Raw genomic sequence first — 18,214 nt, 5'->3', positions numbered from 1 at the left:
TGCTGGCGATGAGGGACAGCGACTGATCGAAGGGCAGAGCAGAGGCCGCAGGCCGTTCGTAGGCCTCTGCGTACCGTTCCACCTCCGGGACTTCCTCGATGTAGAGGCTGCTGTCCGAGCTGCTGACCAACGCCGGGCAGTACGCCCAGGTCTCGCCGGGGCGGGAGATCGAGACCCGGTTCCGGCCGCTGGGCGACGGGGTGCGGATCGAGGTGCACGATGCCTCGGGCGTACTGCCACGACCCCGCGAGCCGGAGCCCGGAGCGTGTGGCGGGCGGGGGCTGGTGGGTGCGTCGGCGGACCGGTGGGGGTACGGGGCGCGCCGCGGGCCCGGAAAGGTCGGGTGGGCGGAGTTCGGTTCCGTTACGCTCGGTCCATGACCTCCGTACCGTGCCGAAACTGGTGGCGCTCCTTCTAGGAGCGGCCACCTCCCCTCTGCACGGAACCAGGGCCGTTCGATATGGACGGCCCTTTTCTCTGCCCTCGTACGGGTACGGAAGCCGGTGATCACGGCGGGCCGTCCTCCACGCAACCAGCACTCGCGAGGAGAGAAACCCCATGAGCAGCACCGTCACCACTGCATCGCCCGAGCAGCACGCCGCCGAGTTGGAGGCGCGGATTCGGCAGGCGCCCGACCGGTTCCGGGTGATGACCGGGGACCGGCCCACCGGGTCGTTGCACCTCGGGCACTACTTCGGCACCCTCCACAACCGCGTCCGGCTCCAGGAGCTCGGGGTGGACGTCTTCGTGATCATCGCCGACTACCAGGTGCTCACCGACCGGGACGTCGCCGACCGGCTCGGCGAGTACATGGAGGGGATGCTGCTGGACTATCTGGCCATCGGGATCGACCCGGCACGTTCGACGGTCTTCAACCACAGCGCCGTGCCCGCGCTCAATCAGCTGATGCTGCCGTTCCTGAGCCTGGTTTCCGTCGCCGAGCTGAACCGCAATCCCACCGTCAAGGACGAGATCGCGCACTCCCGGCAGTCGGCCGTCAGCGGGCTGATGTTCACGTACCCCGTGCACCAGGCGGCCGACATCCTGTTCTGCAAGGGGAACCTCGTCCCCGTCGGGCAGGACCAGCTGCCGCACCTCGAAGTCACCCGGACCGTCGCCCGGCGCTTCAACGAGCGGTACGGGGCGGTCTTCCCGGAACCGGACGCGCTGCTCTCCGACGCGCCGCTCCTCCTCGGTACCGACGGCACCAAGATGAGCAAGAGCCGGGGCAACTCCATCGCGCTGGGCGCCGACGCGGACGAGACGTCCCGGCTGATCAAGGGCGCGAAGACGGATGCCGAGCGGTACATCACGTACGACCCCGAGAACCGGCCCGGGGTGTCCTCGCTGGTGCTGCTGGCGGCGCTCTGTCTGGACCGGGACCCGCACGCCGTCGCAGAGGAGATCGGTGGGGGTGGCGCGGCCGTGCTCAAACGGACCGTGACCGAGGCCGTCAACAGCCGGATGGCGCCGATCCGGGCCCGTCGGGCGGAGTACGCGCGGGACATGGGGTACGTGCGGTCGGTGCTCCGGGCCGGGAACGAGCGCGCCAACGAGATCGCCGGGGCGACGCTGGACGAGGTGCGGGGGGTGATGGGCGGCGGGCTCTAGGACTTCTCGCCCGTCAGGCGGTGGGTTCCGGCCAGGCGCCCCGGGCCGCCACCTCCAGGATCAGCGCCGCGATGTTCCAGGCGTCGTCCGCGCCGCTGTGGTGGCGGCCCTCCAGGGGGAGGCCCGCCACCTCCAGGGCCTGGGCCATGCCGGGGCGCTTGCGCAGGCCGTAGGAGGAGGTGAAGGGGAGCTTGGCGTTGGTGTGGCGGTGGCCGAACGGATAGCGGGTTCCGGTGGCCCGGCACTGGCGGGTGAACTGGTTGCGGTCGTAGTCGCCCCAGCTGGCCCAGGGACGTATGCCCGACGCGTGCTCGGCGGCGAGCAGGCGGCAGGCCTCGGCGAAGGAGACGCCCGTGTCCACCTCGGCCTGGGTGAGGCCGGTCAGCTCGGTGCAGAAGGCGCTGACCGCGGACCGGGCGGGCCGGACCAGGATCCGGTGGCGGGCAACCCTTCCCCGAGCTCTCAACTCCGTTCGAGCAGGGGAGACCCCATTGGCCGCGTGCAGGTCGACGACGGTCAGCCCGATCTCGATGATCTCGCTCACCGCACCGGGCGGCGGCTGCCCGTCCCAGCACGTCGCCTCGATGTCGATCACGTTCAGGAGTCCGGGGGCCGTGTCCATGGAGGGCAGGGTAGGGGGCGGGGGGAACGCCGGGCATGTGGATTTCGGCCGGACCCGTGCCCGCTCCCCGCTCCGATCCGCAGCCGCCCCGTCACGCCCTCGGGGCCACCGGGCGGCGCCTGCGCAGGAGTTCGGCCAGGCCCCGGCGGGTCGCGGCGATCACCACGCGGTCCTCGGGGCGCAGTACGTACCCTGGGTGCAGGTCCCACACCAGGCCGGACGGGCGGTCCGGGGTGGCCGAGTCGGAGAAGGCCAGGTCCGGGCGGCGGTCGCCGGGCGGGGTGGCGTCCAGGGCGAGGACCCGCCAGGAGCCCGCCCGGAACGCCTGCTCCACCGTGCGGCCCTCCAGTTGCGGATGGCCCGCCACCTCGACCGCCGCGAAGAGCATCACCTTCCGCTCGACCGGGATCGCGCCCAGGATCTGCCGGCCCATCATGGCGACCGCGAAGGCCGGGGCGGCCAGATGGGAGACGGAGCGGGAGCGGGTCACGGCCTGGGGGTGGGCGGTGCGCAGGGTGCGGTAGACGGCGGTGGCGAACTCGTCGTCGTACAGGCGCAGCGCCACCCGCAGGTCCGGCTTGACCGAGCGGGCGTAGAGGGCCGCCTCCAGGTTGGTGGTGTCGATGCTGGTCAGGGCGAGGAGGGCGCGGGAGCGCTGGATCTTCGCCGCCTCAAGGACGCCCTCCTGCGTGACGTCGCCGAGGACCACCGGTACGTGCAGCCGCCGGGCCACCGGGATGCCGCGCGCGTCCGGGTCGTTCTCTACGCACACCACGGGAATGCCGAGCTCGCGCAGCCGGACGAGGACCCGCGTACCGATCTTGCCGAGGCCGAGCAGCACCACATGGCCGGACAGGCCGCGTGGCGGGCGGCGCAGCGAGGACGCCGTGCGGAGCGAGCCGAAGGCTTCCAGGACGCCGGCCACGAGGAGGGGGAGCAGCATCAACCCGGCCACACCGGAAAGGAGTTGGATGATCTGGCGGGCCGTCGGATCGCCGATCGCCGGGTCGCCCATCGCGAACAGGTCGAGCAGGGTGAGGTAGGTGGCGTGCAGCGGATCGTCGCCGGTGGTGAGCGTGGAGGCGACGGCGAGGGCCAGGACGGCCAGGCCGACGCCCAGCGCCGACCAGCGCAGCCGCCGCGAGAAGACCTGGCCGAGCGGTGCGCCCCGGCCGCCCATCCGGGGCGTCGGACCGGGCGGGCCGGCCTGGCTGACCGCTTCCAGGACGATCGTGCCGCGCCCCGTCGCCGCCGCCACCTGTCGTTCGTCGGGCAGCAGCCGGGGCCCCTCGTCGCCGCTGCTGTCGGAGCCCTCGGTGCCCGCCGGGTCATGGGTGGTGGAGGAGAGCAGCGCGAGGGTGCACAGGCCGGGGTCGGCGATCTGGCCGCCCCCGGGCGGGGTGCGTTCGGCGGCGCGCAGCAGCAGGCCCTCCGCCTGGATGACCTTGCTGGAGCCGGTGAGGACGGTCGCCGCGAGGGCGGGGGCCGCGGTGTCGGCATCGGAGAGGACGGTGGTGGAGGCGTCCAGCGCGGCCCGGTCCAGGCCGGGAGTGGCGACCGCCGCGGCCTGGTCGAGCAGGGTCTCCAGGTGCTGGCCCAGCTTGCGGTTGTAGAGCCGGATGACCAGCCGGAGCCGGGGGTTGATGCGGCGGGCGGTCAGCGCGGCGCGGATGTTGCGCTCGTCGTCGTCGTAGACCAGCGCCAGCGCGGCGGCCGATTCGACGCCCGCCTCCTCGAACGTGTCGTCGGAGGGCTCCGGCGCCTCCAGGATGCGGACCGCCTCGACCCCGGCGTTGGTGTCGTCGCCGAGCGAGTCGGCCCCGCCCTGGCCGCCGCCGTTGCGGATCATCGCCGACGACATGCGGCCGAACAGTCCCGCCAAACCCCGTCCGGTCAGGGGCAGTTCCGGTCGGCGGGCGTCGCGTCCGGGCGGCAGGACGAGGGCGACCCGCTCCCCGTACACATAGCGCAGTTCGACGGCGAGCCGGCGGGCCAGTGCGTCGTCGCCGCAGACGACCATGTGTCCGCTGAACGGGGAGCGTTGGGGCTGCTGGGGAAGTGGGGGCACATGACCCAGCATGCCTTGTTCCTCCTCTCCGTGAGCGTGCGGTCAGTGGTCCTCCGTCGGCCCGGCGGGCGGGGGCGCCGCGTGCCGGGCCTGCGGGGTGGTGAGCAGATGGCGCGGGTCCGCGACCCGGACGATCGCCGACTCGACCGCCGCGATCCGGTCCGCGAGCAGCCCCAGCGCGGCGACGGCCCGCGTCATGGGGTCGCCGTCCGGGCCGCCCAGCGCCTGTGTGCGGACGTAGGAGGCGGTGATCGCGGCCCAGCGCGCGGACTGTTCGGGGGTGAGTCGGCCGCGCAGCGCGGCGAGCTTCAGCAGGTTCGACTCCGCGCCGCTCGTCAGCGTCTGGGCCTCGCCCGCGTAGTGGTCGTCGACGACGGCGGACAGCTCCGCGTCGTTCATCACCGGCACGATCCGCTCGGCGATCTTGTTCATGTTGCGGTACGAGCCCTGGAGCCGGAACGGCGGCTCGGTGCGCGTCGCGTCCGTCTGCGCAGCCGACGCGATGTACGCGGCGTTCACGGCGAGCACCGTGTCCCGGGCGGTCAGCAGATGGCGCAGGACCGCGACGATCCGGTCCACCTCGGCGGGGGTGTACGGGTGGTCCAGCCGGTCCGCGCCGGGCGCCGGGGCGGCGTTGGAGGCGAGGCGCACGAACCGGACGAGGTCGTCGCGGGAACGGCCGGCGAGCGGGGCCAGCACCGGGTTGGCGGTCAGCGCGTTCTCGACGAAGCTCAGCGCGAAGACGTCCTCGCGGCCGCTCAGCACCTCGCCGAGGTTCCAGACGTCGGCCCGGTTGGCGAGCATGTCGGGGATGCGGAACCGCTCGCCCGACTCCGTGTACGGATTGCCCGCCATGCACACCGCGAAGCGCTTGCCCCGCAGGTCGTGGCTGCGCGGTTCGCCGTCCCGCACGCCCTCGATGCGGCGGGTGGCGTCGCAGAGCGGGATGAACTTCTGGAGCAGCTCCGGTGAGGTGTGCTGGATGTCGTCGAGGTAGAGGAGCGTGTTGTTGCCGGACTCCAGCGCGAAGTTGATCTTCTCGATCTCCTGGCGGGCGGTCGCGGTGCGGGCCTGGGCCGGGTCGAGCGAGGTCACGTCGTGGCCGAGGTTCGGTCCGCTGATCTTGACGAGGACCAGGCCGAGCCGGTCGGCGACGTACTCCATGAGCGTCGTCTTGCCGTAGCCGGGCGGCGACACGAGCAGCAGCAGGCCCTGCGAGTCGGTGCGCCGGTCGGCGTCGGCGGTGCCGAGCTGCTTGGCGAGGCTGTCGCCGATCAGCGGCAGATACACCTCGTCCAGCAGCCGGTTGCGGACGAACGCCGACATGACGCGCGGCCGGTGGTCGTCCAGCCGCAGCCGGGCCCGCTCGGCGCTCACCAGTGCGGTGCGCCGCCGCTGGTAGGCCCGGAAGCCGGGGACGGCCACGGTGCGGAACTCCGCGGCGCGGGCAAGGAGTTCGTCGATCCGTACGGTCAGCGCGCCCCGGTCGATGCGTGGGTGGGTGCCGAGCAGGCCGTCCACCCGCGCGGTCAGCGGGGCCTCGCAGTCGTACCGGTCGAGCACCGGCTCCGGGCAGAGCTCCACGGCGACGGCCTCCGCGAGATCGCCCGCGTCGATCGCGGTGCCGCTCGCGGCGGCGTACGAGGAGAGCCAGCCCTCGACGAGCTGGCGGCGGGCCGGCAGGTCGTCGCGGAGCGCGGCGAGATCCTCGTCGTACGCCGAAGTCCCGGTCGAACGGCGGAACTTGTCCAGGAAGGTGCGGGCGGCGGCGCTGGTCACGAATCCGGCCGGGCCGCTCGTCAGCTCCTCGAAGAGGTACGCGGCGACGGCGGACGGGTCGTCGCCCGGGATGACGGCCGCCCACTCCTCCTGGAGGGCGTCGACCGCCGGGGCGAGGCCGAAGGTCTCGCGGGCGCGGGCCAGCGAGAGCGCCCGCCGGGTCCATGAGGTGCGCCGGGCCTCGTCCGTGCCGTATGCCCAGAAGAGCTGGGCCGACGCCCGTACGGCGGGCGGGCAGCGCAGCAGGCCGGCCCCGGAGTGCAGCCGCAGCAGGGCGGTGAGGATCGCGGTGGCGTCCTCGTCGTGGACGCCGCGCTGATGGCCCTCGTCGTACGCGGCGGCGGCCGACTCCCGGACCAGAGCGGCGAGTTCGGCCGGGTCGAGGGCGGCGAGGGTGTCCGCGCCCCGCTCGTCGAGGAGCCGGGCGGCCAGGTGTTCGCCCCGGTAGACCCGCGGGGACTCGGAGGGGAGGGTCTGCTCCCAGTACGGGCGGGTCGCCTCGAACTCCGGGTCGGTGACCGGGGAGCGGTAGTCCGTGCCGGTGAGGGCGAACGCGAGCCGGTCCCTGTGCGGGACGAGCGTCAGGTCGAAGGGCTGGGTGTTCACCGCGAACCGGTGCCGGCCCAGCCGGATCGTGGCGCCGCCGTCCGCGTACAGCTCGCTGCGGTCGCGCAGCGCCCGGCCGGCCTCCTGGCGGGCGGCCAGCAGCTGCCCGTCGAGCTCCTCGGCGCGCACCGGATCGCCGAGTCCGCGCAGCTCCTCCGCGGTGCGGCGGACCTTGGCGACCATCGGGTCGGAGGCGAAGTAGGTGTGGACGGCGTCCAGGTCGGGCAGGGCGGACAGCCGCCGCGAGACGGTCTCCAGGACCCGGGCCGCCGAATCCGCCAGCCGCTCGGCGCGCCGGGCGCGGGCGTCCTGCAGGGTCTGCTTGCGGGCCGAGAACGCCTCGTACACCTCCGTGCGGCGCTCGGCCAGCTCGGCGAGGAAGTCGTCGAACTCCGCGAACCGCGACTCCAGGTTCTCCAACTGGAGGAGCAGCCCGGCCAGTTGATCGTCGCAGGCGTCGGGGGTGTCCGAGGCGGCGATGGCCCCGGTGACGGCCTGCCCGAGCAGGGCGAACTCGGCGGCGAACTCGGCGCGGCCCTCGTGGTCGAGGAGTTCGCGGCGGCGTGCTTCGAGTGTGGCGCGGGCCCGGTTGACCCCGCCGAGGACCTCGGCGATCCGCTCCAGGATCGACGTACGGACCGTCGTGTCCCCGATGTCGAGACCGGCGACGACATCCGTGACGGTGCTCAGGCCCTCCGTCATCCCGTTCAGCCGCTCGCCGAGCGCCGCCGCGTCCGCGACGGTGGCGAGAGCGGACGCCTCGGCGGTGAGGCCTGTGATGTCCTCGTGGTAGCCGGTGAAGGCGTCGTCCCGGCCGAGGAAGGCGACGGCGCGCTGCGCGGCCGATTCCAGGTCGGCGGCCGTCGCGGCGGAGAGTTCGGCGATTCGCCCGGTGTCCGCGTACCGCATCTCGGAGAGGGTCGCCAAGTGGCCGTGGGCGTGGCGCAGTTCGGTCAGCCGGTCCACCCAGGCGGCGGCCGAGCGCGGGGCCTCGCCGCGGATGCGGCGGACGAGCGCGGTGATCCGTTCGGCCGTCCCGTCGAGTGCTTCGGCGGCCTGCCGGGTCAGCTCCCGCACCGTCTCGAACTCGGTCAGGACCTGCTGGGCGGTGGCCTTCAGTTCCGCCAACGGGTCTGCGAGCGCGCAGAGTTCGGATTCGGTGAGCCAGTGGTAGCGGTCGGTGGCGCGGGTGCAGTCCGTGACCAGCTGCGCGTACACGGCGGCGGTCGGGGTCGTCTCGGCGGCGCTGTGCGCCAGCGCCAGGCAGTCGGAGATCCCGCGCACCAGATCGGCGTTGCCGACCCGGGCCAGCGGGCCCGTCCCGATGGGGCGGGAGGCCGCGTGGGTGTCGGAGACGTACGGGGTCCGCCAGCGCTGCAAGGGGTGGACCCGGGCCGGTTCGTCACCGGTGGCGGTGGTGCGCAGCAGGACGAGCGTGCCGTCGTCGAGCAGGGCGTGGCCGCGGCCCTGGAGCGGGGTGGCGACCTCCTGCCGGATCAGGTTGTAGGGCAGGAGCAGGCCGCGGCCGTCGTCGGGGGAGCGGAAGACGTAGAGGACGTCCTCGCCGTTCGGGGAACGGACGGCGCCCTCGAAGACCGGGTCGGTGAGCGGCTCGGCGATGTCGAAGGTCTTGGCGGTGCCGGTGGTGAGGTAGTAGCCGCCGGGGAAGATGATCCCCTGGTCCTCCGGGAGCCGGTGGCAGGCCGGCCCGATGCCGTCCAGGCGCAGAACGGTCCCGAGCAGCGAGTTGAAGACCAGGTACCGCCAGGACTCCTCGTTGTACGGGCGGACCCGGAGCAGGACCAGCGGTCCGATCGTGGCGTGCTCGACCTCCGCGTCGGCGAGCGACTGGAGCGGTTCGGCGACCGGCTCCTCGTAGATCCCGTCGGGGGTGTCGGTGTCGTTCACCGTCTTGACGGTGAGGGTGCCGCCGAGCGTGTCGACGAAGAGCACGGCGGCGTCCGCGCCGTCCCCGCCCACCGCGATGTGCGGGTGCCGGCCGAGGACGTGCGACTCGCGCCCCGCGACGGTCCAGGTGAAGTCGTGCGACGGCGGGAAGACGTGGTCGCGGTCGCCGCGCGCGTCGAGGAACGCGCCCGGCGAACCGTCCGGGCCGAGCGCCCAGCGCAGCACCCGGATGCCGTCCGCGCTCTCGCCGGTACGGAAGACGGCGAGCAGCTTTCCGTCCACCCGGCGCAGCCGCAGCAGCCGGGCGTCGCGGTAGTAGCGGTGCAGCCCCGTGAACTCGCGTACGAAGCTCTCGTCGGCCAGTGGCCCGTCATCGACGGGCGACCCCAACTCCGGCTCGTACAGGGCGAGTACGTCGGCCACCTCGGCCGGATCCGCCGCCCCGGGGCCCCGTTCGAAGCCGAACAGCAGCCGCCCGCCGACGGCCACCAGGTCGCGGGGCACGGCCGCGCGCTCGGTGTGGATCTGCTCGGTGCCGGTGAGCCGGAGCTCGGTCGAGCCGAACTCCGCGGTGCGCCGGGTGTTGAGCTCCGCGGCGCGGCGCGCGAGCTCGGCGGCCCGGTCGCCGAGCCGGCGGCGCAGCACGTCGTACGTCCCCGCGTCCACGGGGCCGCCGGTGGGCGCTGCGGTCGTGGTGTCGGTGTCCATACGTACGGCTCTCCCTGCGAGGTGCTACGAGGCGTGGGGTGCGGGTGGTGCGTCCGGCTGCCGGGTTGCGCTGCCTCCGGCCGCGCTGTTTCCTCCGTCGCCGGACGGGCTTCCGGTGCCCGCCCGTCCGGCGATCTGTGCCCGCCCTAGGCGACCGGCGTCGACCCGTTCCGCGAGACGGGTACGGCGGAGGCGTCCGCCGCGCCGGTCACCGCGGGGACATCCGCCCCGGCCACCGTCGAGACCGGCAGGTCGGCCAGTCCCAACTCCCTGACGGTGGAGAGCAGTTGCTGGATCTGGCCCGGCGCGACCCCGGCGCCCGGAGCCCGCATCATCCGCATCAGCAGCGCGGACACCGTCAGATTCTGCACATCGCCCGTGGACACCGACCCGAGCACCCGGGTCAGATCGTCCGTGAACGAGGACGTGCCGTTCAGCCACGGACCCGCGAGGGCCTTCGCGGTGTCCGAGTTCTCCACGAACCCGTCGAGGCTCTTGCCCATCGAGATGGACGAGACGAGCCGGTCGAAGAAGACCGACTCCCCGCCGACGATGTCGATGTCGGCGTTCTCCAGGCCGGTGGCCAGCACCGTCGCCTGCGCCTCGGCCACCTGCCGCTGCACATCGAGGCCGGCCAGCCGGATCTCCTTCTCCGCGGCGAGCCGCAGCCGGTACTCCTCGTGCCCGCGCGAGGCGTCGTCCAGCGCCGCCATCGCGGCCGCCTTCTCGGTCAGGCCCGCCGCCTCGGCCTTCAGCTTCTCGCCGATCATTGCCGCGTCGGCCGTCGCCTGGGCCTGTGTGCCCTCCGCCGTCGCGAGCGCCTTGAGCCTGGCGCCCTCCGCCTCGGCCTTGAGCCGGGCGGACGTGGCCTCGGCCTCGGCGAGACCGGCCTTCTCGATGACATCGGCCTCCGCCTCCCGCACCTGGATCTCCGCCAGGCCGGGCGCCGCGGACTCCGCCTGGATGCCCTCGGCCAGCCGCAGCTTCGCCTGGGCGTCCAGGTCCGCGGTCTTCAGCCGGGCCTCGGCGAGCGTCAGCTGCTCGGCGGCCAGGTGGGTGGCCGCGGCCTCGGCCGCCTCGGCGGCCTTGATGTCCTTGACCAGCTTCTCCTGGGCCTCCGCCTCGGCGGCGATGATGACCGACTTGCGGGTGCGCTCCGACTCCTCGACGGCCCGCAGCGTCTTGATGGACTCCTCCTGCTCGGCGACCGTACGGTCCACCGCGATCCGCTCCCGGATCACATCGGCGACCTCGCGGCGCTCCGCCTCGACCTCCTTCGTCGCGGCGATCCGGTCGAGCTCGGTCTGCCGCTCGCGCCCGATGACCTCGATCAGCCGGTCCTTCTCGATGCGCTCGTTCTCCACGGCGATGACGCGCTCACGGTTCTTCTGCGCGACGGCGATCTCCCGGGCCTGGTTCTCGCGCTGGATGCCGAGCTGCTCCTCGGTACGGATGAACGCGGCCTGGGCGCCCAGCCGTTCCTCCTCCTGGACCTTGGCGGTGGCGGCTTCCTCGCGGGCCCGCAGCGTCTCGACCTCGCGGCGCTGCTTGATCTCGGCCTCGGCCTGCCGGCGCTCCAGCTCCAGGATGGTCTCGCGGGCGTCGACGTCCTGCCGGGTGATCTCCTTCTGCTCGGTGCGCTGGAACTCGTTGGTGCGCACGTGCTCGATCGCCGTCAGCTCGGTGATCTTGCGGATGCCCTGCGCGTCGAGGATGTTGGCGCCGTCGAGCTGCGTCATCGGCGTCTGCTCAAGGAAGTCGATCGCTGCGTCGTCGAGGTGGTAGCCGTTCAGGTCCGTGCCGATGACCCGGATGATCCGGTCCCGGAACTCCTCGCGCTTGGTGTAGAGATCGACGAAGTCCAGCTGCTTGCCGACGGTCTTGAGCGCCTCGGCGAACTTCGCGCCGAAGAACTCCTGGATCGCCACCTTGTCGCTGGCCCGCTCCGTACCGATGGACTGGGCGACCTTGATGACGTCCTCGACGGTCTTGTTGACCCGCACGAAGAAGTTGATGTGGATGTCGGCGCGGATGTTGTCCTGGCAGATCAGGCCCTCACGCCCGGTGCGGCGGATCTCGATGGTCTTCACCGAGATGTCCATGGTCTCGGCCTTGTGCAGCACCGGCAGGACGACGGCCCCGGTGAAGGTGACATCGACCTTCTTGGTCTTGGAAATGATCAGCGCCTTGCCCTGCTCGACCTTGCGGAAGAGCCGGCTGACGACGAGGAGCAGGGCGACGGCGATGAGCAGGACAACGGCTACGAGCACACCGAAGCCCAGGGTGATGGCATCCATGACAGTCCTTGGCGGCTGGTGAGGAAGGTGGTGAAAGGAAGGGGGGTGCGGCGGTTGTGGCAGCGGACGGGCCCGACGGCGGGCGACCGGCTGCGCGACGGCGGCGACGCGACGGGCGGTGCGGGAGGCCGACCGCAGTGGCCGGTCCGGGCGGTCCGGCCGGTCAGCCGGTACGGCGCGGGGTCCGGCGCGCACCCGTGCGCGGCGCCGTCCGTGGTCGGGGCGTCGGCGGTCCCGGGTCCAGCGCCTTGTCGTAGGGCGAGACCCAGAAGAACTCGCCCTCGTCGTCGTACGCGTACAGAAGTCCCGCACTGCCTGCGGCGAGGACCGTGTCGTGTGCCGGAGCGAGCAGCCTGACCTGGACGATCGCGGTGGAGCCGTCGTCCGCCGCGACCTCGGCCTGGCCGAAGTCGGAGCTGACGGAACCGGTACGGATCGTGCAGACCCGGCCCAGGAAGTCCTGCCGCGATGGAGGGGGCTCGTCCGGGAAGCTCCGGCGGAAGCAGCGCACCAGCACCCGCAGCACGATCCAGCCGAGCAGCAGCGCCCCGACGAGCACGCCACAGGCGAGTGCGGCCCGGGTGAGCCCGGTGGCCTCGCCGCGGTGCAGCAGGACCGTACCGGTGAGGCTCGCGAACCAGCCGACGACGACCATCACGGACACGGAGACGGTGACCGGCACCCCGCCGATCCCGGCCAGGTCGGTGTCGAGGTCGCCGTCGAAGGAGTGGTGGTCGGCCGCACCGGCCAGCACGAGGAGCCAGAAGAAGACGACGACGGCCAGTGCGGCGCCGAACAGAACGGCCGGAAACGCGGTCGCCGCGCTCAAGAACTCCTGCATCCGTCCACCCCCATGTCCTGCCGGGCGGCCGAAGATGACCCAGGTGCCGCGGCGCCGCCTGAAACGGTGCCGCAGCAGCCGGGTCGTCCCCCGTGTCCCCCGTGTTCCCCCGGTTGGTGCTGACCGGATCGTGTCATCAGGAGGCCTGACACCGCACTGCCGGAGTCCGGCAATCTTTGCCCTTCCTTGATGCCGGGCACCGGCACCGGCCGGTATGCGTTGAGGGAGTGTCAAAGTTGCGTCAGGACTGGAGGAGAAGGCGTGCCGGAGCCGGAAATACCCGATGAGCTTCTGGGGGACTATGCCCACATCCTGGCCGATGTGGCCGCCACCGGCCGCCGCCTCACCCGGGACGAGCTGGAGGACCGCCGCCTGCTGGGCCGGGAGGCCGCCGAGTCCGGATTCCAGTTGCGCGCCCTGGTCGTCCGTCATCTCGCCGAGACCCGCGCCGCCTGGCCGCTGACCTCCGCCGCCGGCGGCGCGTCCGCGGATTCGGTGCTGGCCGCGGTCGAGCAGGCCGTCGACGCCTTCGCGGAGGGCTTCGAGCGGGCCCAGCGGATGACGGTGCGCCGGGAGGAGGCGGCGCGCCGCGAGTTCATCGACGATCTGCTGTACGGGCGCAGCGATCTGGGCCGGCTCGCCGAGCGGGCCACCCGGTTCGGGCTGCGGCTCTCGCGCGCCCACGCGGTCGCGGTGGCGACGGGCCCGGAGGCGTACACGGAGACCGACTCCGTGCCGCGCACGGTCGAGGCGGCGCTGCTCGCCCGCTTCGGCGGCCGGAAGATCCTGATCACGACGAAGGACGGGCGGCTGATCTGCATCGCCCCCGGCAGTCAGCCCGACGTCCTGCGGTACTTCGCCAAGCAGTCGCACGCGGCGACGGACGGCGGCCGGGTCGCGGTGGGCCGCCCGCACCACGGGCCCGGCGGCGTGGTCCACTCCTACGACGAGGCGCTGGACGCGCTGGATCTGGCGGAGCGGATGGCTCTGGACGATCCGGTGCTGTACGCCTCCGATCTGCTGGTCTACCCGGTGCTGACCCGGGACCGGCAGGCGATGGCCGATCTGGTGCGCAGTGAGCTGGGCCCGCTCCAGCAGGCCCGCGGCGGTGCCGAGCCGCTTCTGAAGACGCTCAACGTCTACTTCGACGCGGGCTGTGTGGCCGCCGAGACGGCCCGCCGGCTGTCGCTGAGCGTACGGGCGCTGACCTACCGGCTGGAGCGGATCCATCAGCTGACCGGTTCCGATCCGTCCGAGCCGATGCACCGCTACACCCTGCAGACGGCGGTCATCGGGGCCCGGCTGCTGGACTGGCCCGCCAAGGAGCTGTGACGGCGGGGCGGGACGCCACGGGACCCCGCACCCGTCGACGCGCTCGTCGCGCGTGCGGTGGATGCGGGGTCCGGAGAGGAGTGGCCGGGGGTGCGCAGGGGGGAGTCGCGCACCCCCGGCCTGCCGGACGCCGACCGGTGGTCAGTCGGTCCGCGTTTCTTCCGGCGGTTCGGGGCGCCGGACCGGGCAGCCGGTCCGGCGGACGGAACGAGCTGGACTACAGGTCGAACTCGTGCGGCGGGAGGTCGAGGGCGAAGCACGCCTCCCGCACGACTGCCTGCTCCGTCTTGTCGAAGTCGCCGTCGGCGCCGCCGATGACGATGCCGATCTGGATGACGGCACGCGCCTCGGCGGGCTTCTTCTTCGCCTTGCCGATCTCCTGGAGCACGCTGACCTTGCCGAAGGCGAAGTCGGCGGTGAGCTTGTTCACGTAGTCGTTGAAGCGGCGCTGCAGATCGTCCGCGGGGAAGTTCTGCAGGACCTCGTTGGAGGCGATCAGCGAGGCGACGCGCTGGCGCTCGGACGGGTCGATGGAACCGTCGGCGGCGGCGACGAGGGCGCACATGGCCATGCTCGCGTCGCGGAACGCCCCGCTCTTCAGGTCGTTCTTCTTCGCTTCCAGCTGCGACTGCATCGACGAGGCGGATTCCTTGATCCGATCCCACAGTGCCATGACGTCTCCATACGTTGCGTTGCGGTGCGTTGCCGGATTGAAGTCCAACTCTACAGACGTGTAGAAGTTAGCAGCAGGGGCGCCTGCTGTGTCCCGTCGCGGTAGCGGCGAGCGCCGTGTCCCGGAAACGTGTCCCGGAAACGGCGGTAAGTAAGATGCTGCGACGCCGCGGCCGACGCGGCATCGCAGAAGGGCGGACCCCCGATGGACTCGGCCAGGCCCGGCCACCACCCGGACAACGAACCACCGCGCGACGGAGTGCCCGCCCCCGTGGAACCGCTCCCCGGCGCGGTGCTCCCCGGCGCGGTGCACCCCGCGGCCCGGCGGCTGCGCAGGCGCGGGCAGGGCGAACTGGAGGCCCAGATCCTCGCCGTGCTGCACTCGGCGAACGGCCCCGCGACGGCCGGCTGGGTCCAGGAACACCTCGAAGGCGACCTCGCGTACACCACTGTCATCACGATCCTCTCCCGCCTCTACGCGAAGAAGGCCGTGACCAGGTCCCGCGAGGGCCGCTCCTACACCTGGACGTCCGCCTCCGACGAGGCCGGTCTCGCGGCCCTGCGGATGCGCCGGGTGCTGGACGGCGAACGGGACCGGGACGCCGTGCTCGCCCGCTTCATCTCGGACCTCTCCCCCGGCGACGAGGAGCGGCTGCGCGCACTTCTGGCGCGGGCGGACGCCCCGGACGATCTGGGCAGCCCCCGTGACACGGAAGGCCTGTAGACCACCGATGGGTGTCTTCGTCTGCCTGCCGCTCGTACTGCCGTTGACCGCGCTGCCGATCGCGCGCCTGGCCGAACAGCATCTGCACCCCCGCATCGCGACCCGGCTGCTCGCCGTCGTCGGCGCGATGCTCGCCCTGTGCAGCACGCTCTGTCTGGGTCTGTTGATGGTGGTGGGTACCGCACAACTGCCGGGCAATCCGCTGCCGGACAGCTGGTCGGATCCGGAGGTGCGGGACGCGGTGCCGTACGAGGTGAAGGCGGGCATCGTCGCGATCGGAGCGCTGGCGGCGGTGCTGGCGGCGTGCGGGTGGACGGTCTACCGCCATCTGCGGCTGCGGATCGGCGCGCGCCGCGCGCTGGCCGCCGCGCCCTCCGTCGTCTCGGGCGATGTCGCGGTGCTCCCGGACCCGGAGCCGTACGCCTACGCGCTGCCCGGGAGTCCGGGCCGCGTCGTCGTCTCGACCGCGATGGCCGAGTGCCTGGACGCCCGTGAGCGGCGGGCCCTGATCGCTCATGAGCGGGCCCATCTGGCCGCCCGGCACCACCGTTATCTGCTGGCCGCCCAACTCGCGGCGCGCGCCAACCCGTTCCTGCTGCCGCTGCGTACCGCGGTGTCGTTCAGCACCGAACGGTGGGCGGACGAGGAGGCCGCGTGCGCGGTCGGCGACCGGCGGGTGGTGGCCGTCGCGGTCGGCAAGGCGGCGCTGTACTCGCACCGCGCTCCGGACGTCTCGGCCGGCTTCGCCGCCTTCGCGGCCCCGGCGGGCCCCGTGCCGCGCCGGGTCGCGGCGCTGCTCGCCCCGGTTCCGCCGGTCCGGCTGTGGCCGCCGTCGTCCGCCCATGTCGCCCTCGCGGCGCTGGTCGCGACGGTGGGCACGGCGGCCTCGGCGCTGTCGTCGCTCAACGCGGCCGTGACGCTGGTGGGGATCCTGCACGCGGCGACCCCGCTGTGAGCCGGGCGGGCCCGGCGGACGGTCGTCCGCCGGGCCCGTACGTCCGGCCTCAGTCGGCGGAGGAGGCGAACTCCTCCTGGACGGCGGGCGCGGCGGGCACCGGACGCGTCGCGGGGAGCTCGCCGCTCCCCTTGCCGTTGCTGCCGCTGCCGCTGCCGCTGCTGCTGCCGTCCCGGCCGCGCCATGCCTGGATCCTGGCCACGACCGGCTGGGTCCAGCGGGCGGTGAGCGGTCCGACGATGACGAGGATGAGGACGTAGGCGGTGGCGATGGGCCCGATCCGGGGCTCGGTCGCCACGGCCAGACCGGCGATGACGATGGAGAACTCGCCGCGTGCGACGAGCGTTCCGCCGGCCCGCCACCGTCCGCGCGAACCGATTCCGGCCCGCCGGGCCGCGTACCACCCGGTGGCGATCTTGGTGAGGACGGTGGTGATAGCCAGCAGCGCCGCGGGGAGCAGCACCGGCGGGATCTCGGCCGGATTGGTGGAGAGCCCGAAGAACACGAAGAAGACGGCGGCGAACAGGTCCCGCAGCGGCGTCAGCAGCTTGCGCGCCCCCTCGGCGACCTCGCCCGAGAGCGCGATCCCGACCAGGAACGCGCCGACGGCGGCGGACACCTGCAACTCCTGTGCCACACCGGCGACCAGGACGGTCAGCCCGAGGACGACCAGCAGCAGCATCTCGGGGTTGTCCGAGGACACCGCGCGGCTGATCAACCGCCCGTGCCGCAGCGCCAGATAGAGCACGAACCCGACGGTGCCCAGTGCGATGAGCAGGGCGATGCTGCCCCCGGCGAGGCCGACTCCCGCGAGCATCGCGGTGAGCAGTGGCAGATAGACGGCCATCGACAGGTCCTCGATGACGAGCACGCCGAGGATGACGGGCGTCTCCCGGTTGCCCAGCCGCCCGAGGTCGGTGAGCACCTTGGCGATGACCCCGGACGAGGAGATCCAGGTGACCCCGGCCAGGGCGACCGCGCCCACGGGCCCCCAGCCGAGCAGCAGCGCCGCCACCGCTCCCGGGGTCGCGTTGAGCACGAAGTCCACGGCCCCGGACGGGTATTGGGTCTTGAGGCTGGTCACCAGTTCCGAGGCGCTGTACTCCAGGCCGAGCAGGAGCAGCAGCAGGATGACGCCGATCTCGGCGCCGACGGCGGTGAATTCCTCACTGGCCCCCAGCGGCAGGAGCCCGCCCTCGCCGAAGGCGAGCCCGGCCAGCAGATAGAGCGGGATCGGCGAGAGGCCTATGCGTCCGGCGAACCGTCCGATGAGTCCGAGGCCCAGAATGACGGAGCCGAGCTCCACCAGCAGTGCGGTCGTGTCGTGCACGGTCAGCCCTCCGCAATGATCTCGGAGAGCGTGTCGACGCCCTCACGTGTACCGACGACCACGAGCGTGTCCCCGATGGCCAGCCGGAAGTCCGGTCCGGGGGACGGATGCGCGCTGTGGGTCCGCAGCACGGCGACGATCGAGGCCCCCGTCCTGGTCCGGGCCTTGGTGTCCCCGAGCAGCCGCCCGCCGTACGGGGAGCGCGTCCCGAGCGGGATGTGCTCGGTGACCAGGTCGATGCCCTCGGTGCGTACGGCGTCGATGGGAGCCGCGTCGATGAGGTGCGCGAGGCCGGTGGCCTCCTGTGGTGTCAGGGGTACCGAGAGCCGGCAGGAATCGGGGTCGTCCTGGTCGTAGAAGCCGATGAACCGCCGTCCGTCGTGGTGGACGACGACGGAGATGTGCTGGCCCGACTCGGTCGTGTAGTCGTACTGCACACCGACTCCGGGCAGCGTGGTGCGGTGGGTTCCCATGGCTTCCTCCCGAAAGGTGCGGCGGCTCTTGACGCACTTGGTGATCTCTTTATCTGCGCATTACCTTATCCGGAGGGTCCCACCGCCTGTGGAGTGCGGGGCTGCCGGGTTCGCATCCGGTGCGCTTCGCGCGTGAGCGATGAGTTCGGGCGGCGGGGTGTACGCCGAGGCCGGACGTGTCGGCCCGCCCGAACGATCAATGCTTCCCAAGCCCGGAGCGCGAGTTCGACTCTCGTCACCCGCTCCACGAGAAAGCCCCGGGCCAGCGGCCCGGGGCTTCTCTTTTGT

The 18,214-nt window shown here is 72.5% G+C and carries 12 protein-coding genes and 1 tRNA gene; 5 read left to right on the top strand and 8 right to left on the bottom strand.

Features of this window, described 5'->3' with window-relative positions; translation table 11 throughout:
- Window positions 1-558: 558 nt before the first annotated feature.
- Window positions 559-1,611 (top strand): tryptophan--tRNA ligase, encoded by a 1,053-nt coding sequence (gene trpS / locus ACFVX4_RS05590; RefSeq protein WP_389972253.1) that lies wholly within the window; start codon window positions 559-561, stop codon window positions 1,609-1,611.
- 13 nt (window positions 1,612-1,624) lie between these two features.
- On the opposite strand, the gene ACFVX4_RS05585 is transcribed toward trpS, so the two are convergent.
- The 5 genes from ACFVX4_RS05585 to ACFVX4_RS05565 form a co-directional block, all read right to left on the bottom strand.
- Window positions 1,625-2,233: an exonuclease domain-containing protein gene (locus ACFVX4_RS05585; protein ID WP_389972251.1), complete on the bottom strand. Its 609-nt coding sequence runs from the start codon at window positions 2,231-2,233 to the stop codon at window positions 1,625-1,627.
- A 91-nt stretch (window positions 2,234-2,324) separates the two neighbouring features.
- Window positions 2,325-4,313: an NAD-binding protein gene (locus ACFVX4_RS05580; protein WP_389972249.1), complete on the bottom strand. Its 1,989-nt coding sequence runs from the start codon at window positions 4,311-4,313 to the stop codon at window positions 2,325-2,327.
- A gap of 30 nt (window positions 4,314-4,343) precedes the next feature.
- Window positions 4,344-9,302 carry a DNA repair ATPase gene (locus tag ACFVX4_RS05575; protein WP_389972247.1) on the bottom strand — a complete coding sequence of 1,653 codons (4,959 nt, stop codon included), beginning with the start codon at window positions 9,300-9,302 and terminating at the stop codon, window positions 4,344-4,346.
- Between the two features lie 146 nt (window positions 9,303-9,448).
- Window positions 9,449-11,599 carry a flotillin family protein gene (locus ACFVX4_RS05570; RefSeq protein WP_389972245.1) on the bottom strand — a complete coding sequence of 717 codons (2,151 nt, stop codon included), beginning with the start codon at window positions 11,597-11,599 and terminating at the stop codon, window positions 9,449-9,451.
- 163 nt (window positions 11,600-11,762) lie between these two features.
- On the bottom strand, window positions 11,763-12,440 hold the full coding sequence (locus ACFVX4_RS05565; protein ID WP_389972243.1) for a hypothetical protein: 678 nt from the start codon (window positions 12,438-12,440) through the stop codon (window positions 11,763-11,765).
- A gap of 261 nt (window positions 12,441-12,701) precedes the next feature.
- Here ACFVX4_RS05565 and ACFVX4_RS05560 point away from each other — a divergent pair, with 261 nt between their 5' ends.
- Window positions 12,702-13,772: a PucR family transcriptional regulator gene (locus tag ACFVX4_RS05560; protein ID WP_389972241.1), complete on the top strand. Its 1,071-nt coding sequence runs from the start codon at window positions 12,702-12,704 to the stop codon at window positions 13,770-13,772.
- 217 nt (window positions 13,773-13,989) lie between these two features.
- Here the strand turns inward: ACFVX4_RS05560 and ACFVX4_RS05555 are convergent, their stop codons facing one another.
- Window positions 13,990-14,445, bottom strand: coding sequence for a tellurite resistance TerB family protein (locus tag ACFVX4_RS05555; RefSeq protein WP_383959408.1), 456 nt, complete (start codon window positions 14,443-14,445; stop codon window positions 13,990-13,992).
- A gap of 204 nt (window positions 14,446-14,649) precedes the next feature.
- On the opposite strand from ACFVX4_RS05555, the gene ACFVX4_RS05550 reads away from it, so the two are divergent.
- Window positions 14,650-15,168: a BlaI/MecI/CopY family transcriptional regulator gene (locus ACFVX4_RS05550; protein WP_389972239.1), complete on the top strand. Its 519-nt coding sequence runs from the start codon at window positions 14,650-14,652 to the stop codon at window positions 15,166-15,168.
- Window positions 15,169-15,175: 7 nt separating this feature from the next.
- Entirely contained in the window at window positions 15,176-16,123 is a 948-nt protein-coding gene (locus ACFVX4_RS05545; protein ID WP_389972237.1) for a M56 family metallopeptidase, read from the top strand.
- Window positions 16,124-16,172: 49 nt separating this feature from the next.
- Here the strand turns inward: ACFVX4_RS05545 and ACFVX4_RS05540 are convergent, their stop codons facing one another.
- Complete coding sequence (locus tag ACFVX4_RS05540; RefSeq protein ID WP_389972235.1) at window positions 16,173-17,453, bottom strand: cation:proton antiporter; 1,281 nt, start codon at window positions 17,451-17,453, stop codon at window positions 16,173-16,175.
- 2 nt (window positions 17,454-17,455) lie between these two features.
- Window positions 17,456-17,926: a TrkA C-terminal domain-containing protein gene (locus ACFVX4_RS05535; RefSeq protein ID WP_352274180.1), complete on the bottom strand. Its 471-nt coding sequence runs from the start codon at window positions 17,924-17,926 to the stop codon at window positions 17,456-17,458.
- Between the two features lie 152 nt (window positions 17,927-18,078).
- On the opposite strand from ACFVX4_RS05535, the gene ACFVX4_RS05530 reads away from it, so the two are divergent.
- Window positions 18,079-18,173, top strand: a tRNA-Gly gene (locus tag ACFVX4_RS05530).
- Window positions 18,174-18,214 lie beyond the last annotated feature (41 nt).

Source organism: Streptomyces sp. NPDC058240, from assembly GCF_042882135.1.
Taxonomy (GTDB): domain Bacteria; phylum Actinomycetota; class Actinomycetes; order Streptomycetales; family Streptomycetaceae; genus Streptomyces.
This window is presented reverse-complemented; position numbering and strand designations above follow the sequence as displayed.

Excerpts from the sequence above, each read along its gene's own strand:
- ACFVX4_RS05550 (WP_389972239.1), top strand. The coding sequence starts at position 14,650 with ATGGACTCGGCCAGGCCCGGCCACCACCCGGACAACGAACCACCGCGC.
- ACFVX4_RS05575 (WP_389972247.1), bottom strand. The coding sequence starts at position 9,302 with ATGGACACCGACACCACGACCGCAGCGCCCACCGGCGGCCCCGTGGAC.
- ACFVX4_RS05580 (WP_389972249.1), bottom strand. The coding sequence starts at position 4,313 with ATGCTGGGTCATGTGCCCCCACTTCCCCAGCAGCCCCAACGCTCCCCG.
- ACFVX4_RS05570 (WP_389972245.1), bottom strand. The coding sequence starts at position 11,599 with ATGGATGCCATCACCCTGGGCTTCGGTGTGCTCGTAGCCGTTGTCCTG.
- ACFVX4_RS05555 (WP_383959408.1), bottom strand. The coding sequence starts at position 14,445 with ATGGCACTGTGGGATCGGATCAAGGAATCCGCCTCGTCGATGCAGTCG.
- ACFVX4_RS05535 (WP_352274180.1), bottom strand. The coding sequence starts at position 17,926 with ATGGGAACCCACCGCACCACGCTGCCCGGAGTCGGTGTGCAGTACGAC.
- ACFVX4_RS05545 (WP_389972237.1), top strand. The coding sequence starts at position 15,176 with ATGGGTGTCTTCGTCTGCCTGCCGCTCGTACTGCCGTTGACCGCGCTG.
- ACFVX4_RS05565 (WP_389972243.1), bottom strand. The coding sequence starts at position 12,440 with ATGCAGGAGTTCTTGAGCGCGGCGACCGCGTTTCCGGCCGTTCTGTTC.
- trpS (WP_389972253.1), top strand. The coding sequence starts at position 559 with ATGAGCAGCACCGTCACCACTGCATCGCCCGAGCAGCACGCCGCCGAG.
- ACFVX4_RS05585 (WP_389972251.1), bottom strand. The coding sequence starts at position 2,233 with ATGGACACGGCCCCCGGACTCCTGAACGTGATCGACATCGAGGCGACG.